General features: G+C 58.7%; 4 protein-coding genes. 1 reads left to right on the forward strand and 3 read right to left on the reverse strand.

The window, feature by feature from the left end; genetic code table 11:
* The first annotated feature begins 59 nt into the window (after positions 1–59).
* Complete coding sequence (locus GGD50_RS32435; protein WP_004129017.1) at positions 60–293, forward strand: DUF6429 family protein; 234 nt, start codon at positions 60–62, stop codon at positions 291–293.
* Here the strand turns inward: GGD50_RS32435 and tnpC are convergent.
* From tnpC to tnpA, 3 genes are all read right to left on the reverse strand, one after another.
* Entirely contained in the window at positions 274–1,932 is a 1,659-nt protein-coding gene (gene tnpC / locus GGD50_RS32440; protein ID WP_004129019.1) for an IS66 family transposase, read from the reverse strand. The genes GGD50_RS32435 and tnpC overlap by 20 nt on opposite strands.
* Before the next feature lie 68 nt (positions 1,933–2,000).
* Positions 2,001–2,348: an IS66 family insertion sequence element accessory protein TnpB gene (gene tnpB / locus GGD50_RS32445; RefSeq protein WP_004129022.1), complete on the reverse strand. Its 348-nt coding sequence runs from the start codon at positions 2,346–2,348 to the stop codon at positions 2,001–2,003.
* Entirely contained in the window at positions 2,345–2,722 is a 378-nt protein-coding gene (tnpA, locus tag GGD50_RS32450; protein WP_004126183.1) for an IS66-like element accessory protein TnpA, read from the reverse strand. The genes tnpB and tnpA overlap by 4 nt, the downstream gene beginning before the upstream one ends.
* Between the last annotated feature and the right edge of the window lie 100 nt (positions 2,723–2,822).

Raw genomic sequence — 2,822 nt, forward strand, 5'->3', positions numbered from 1 at the left:
ACGTACGCATTCGGCGAGTACCGCATTAATTTCGTATTTGCACGTGATAAGCTCTCGCAATGGATATCGACGAAGACAAGATCGACGATGCGGTGCTGGCGCTGTTGTGGCTGACGCTGCATGACGGGTATCGAGCCTGGAAGGGTTTGGACTGGGAGACGACGGATCGTTTGTTCAAGAAGGGGCTGATCGCCGATCCGGTGAACAAGTCGAAGTCGTTGATCTTAACGGATGAAGGCCTGCAACGGTCAGAGGAGCTGTTTCGGGAACTGTTTACGCGGCCGCCGCAATAGGTGCCGCCTTTTCGGCCTTCCAAGCCCACGGCAACAACTCGTCGATCCTGTTTGCCGGGTGGTCGGCGATACGGGCAAGCACATCGGCAAGCCAGGCCTGCGGATCGACATGGTTCATCTTTGCGGTGACGATCAAACTGTACATGGCGGCAGCTCGTTGACCACCACGGTCGGAGCCGGCGAATAGCCAAGCCTTTCTTCCCAATGCAATTCCGCGCAGCGAACGCTCTGCCGCGTTGTTCGACAGGCAGATCCGGCCATCGTCGAGGAAACGAGTAAACGATACCCAGCGGTTCAACATGTAGTCGAACGCTTTGGCCAGATCATTGTCGCGAGACAGCTTGGCACGTTGCTCGCGCACCCACCGCTCCATGTTGGCGATCAGTGGCTTGCTATGCTGCTGACGCGTCGCCTTGCGCTCATCGGCCGTCTGGCCATTGATCTGACGTTCGATCTCGAACAGCGCATCGATCCGGCGCACCATCTCGATGGCGATTGGTGAGATGACGGCAGCGGGTTTGCCCTGAGCCTTGCGCCGGGCATTGGCCTCGAGATCGGCCATGATGAAGAATGGTCGCCTTGCGTGCGCCCAGCACGCTGCCTCATAGATCGGACCTGGACTGCGATCAGGAAGATAGAGCTTGGTATAACCGCCATAGGCATCTGCTTGCAGGATGCCGCAATAGCCGGCCAGATGCGCCTGCGGATGGTCACCGCTGCGGTCGCGGGAATAATAGAACATCGCCGACGGCGGCGCCGTGCCACCGAACGGGGCATCATCGTGCACATATGTCCAGATCCGAGCAGTATCGGTCTTGCCGGCTGCGAGAACCGGAACCGTGGTATCGTCGCCGTGAATCCGCTCGGCTGCAAAGGTGTGAGCCTCGATCCGCCTCAGGATTGGATCAAGGGCATGGCAACAAGAACCGATAGCATCGGCTGCCGTCGACAGGCTGATTGACACGCCCTCAAGCGCAAATCGTTCCACCTGACGATTAAGGGGAATGTGTTGGCCGAATTTGTCGTAGAGGATCATCGCCAGAAGGCTTGGACCTGCCCAGCCTCTGGGAATGACGTGGAATGGGGCCGGTGCCTGGCTGATCTTCTCGCAGTCGCGGCAGGTGAACTTCTCGCGCACCGTCTGAATGACTTTCCAGGAGCGTGGAATGCTCTCCATCGTCTCGGTGACATCTTCGCCCAGCTTGCGCAGCCGGTCACTACCGCAGCAGCTGCAGGCGACCGGACCGGGCACAACGACACGCTCGCGCGGCAGGTGATCGGGGAATGGCTTCTTAACGGGGCGTTTGCGTGTGAAGCCGGCGACAGCAATGGGGGCGGCCGCAGCAATGGCCATTTCAGCGGCAAGTTCATCCTCGGTGGCCGCCGCCTCGGCATCCTCGAGCATCAGCTCCATTTGAGCGATCAGCCTGGCAGTCCGCTCCGATTTCTGACCACGCAATTGCCTTTGCAGCTTTTCGATATGGACCTTCTGACGCAGAATGGTGGCTTGATCGTCCGCTTCCTTGGCTTTGGCGACGGCAAGTTCGGCTAAGGCAACGGCGCGCTCCGCACGCGCCACGACCAGCTCTGCTTCAAGTGCAGCGGCATAATCGGAGTGGTTTTCCAGGCCGTTTTCCATGTCCGGATCAAACCACAAAGCCACTGATTTGCATAGCTTTTCTTCAAGGTTCGAGCCGCAAAATGCACCTATCCGGCGCTCGTCGGACGCCATGTCTGTTGCGGATTTCGCCAGTCTATTCCCTCAAGAAGGTAGGACATCTGCCCGGCTGTAAGGGCAATGGCTCCGTCCACTGTCGCCGGCCAAATAAAGTGGCCTCGGTCGAGCCGTTTGGCATAAAGCGATAGTCCGACACCGTCATGCCATAGGGCCTTGATCAATCGACCATTTCTCCCGCGGAAAACAAAAACGTCGCCCTGGAACGGATTGCGGCCAAGCCCCTCTTGCACGATGAGAGCCAACCCCTGCATACCCTTGCGCATATCGCAGTGACCGCTGGCAATCCACACTCTGACGTTCGAACTGATCGGGATCATCGTCCCTCCAGCACATCAAGCACGCGCGACAACGTCGAGGCATCAAAGTCACGAGTGACCCGCACCGACCGGCCCCGGCCAACATGGATTTCGATCGCAGAAGACGCCGTCGCAGCCGGCATTCCCATTGCCGAGTCCGGCGCCTGTTGTACCTTCACCGGAACGAAGGCGCGCGGCTCTTCCGCTCTCTCTGCAACACCAAGCTCACGACGCCACCGATAAACCAGTGACCGATCAACGTCGTGACGTCGCGCAACCTCCGTCACCGTCATCTCGCCAGTCAGCGTCTCCGAAACGATCGATTCCTTGGAAGTTCGTGTGAACTTCCGGCGCCGCATACTGCCCGCCAAAATCTCAAGCTGATGGATAGACACGTCGTTATCCTCGTTGTTAGCAACGTGGCGATACCGCTCACCTCAGCAAAACATCGCTATCACCGTGACAAAGCAAGGCGGTCCTCGGCGTGGGGATACG

The sequence above is a fragment of the Martinezella paranaensis genome (assembly GCF_014200235.1).
In the GTDB taxonomy this organism is placed as follows: Bacteria; Pseudomonadota; Alphaproteobacteria; order Rhizobiales; family Rhizobiaceae; genus Rhizobium; species Rhizobium paranaense.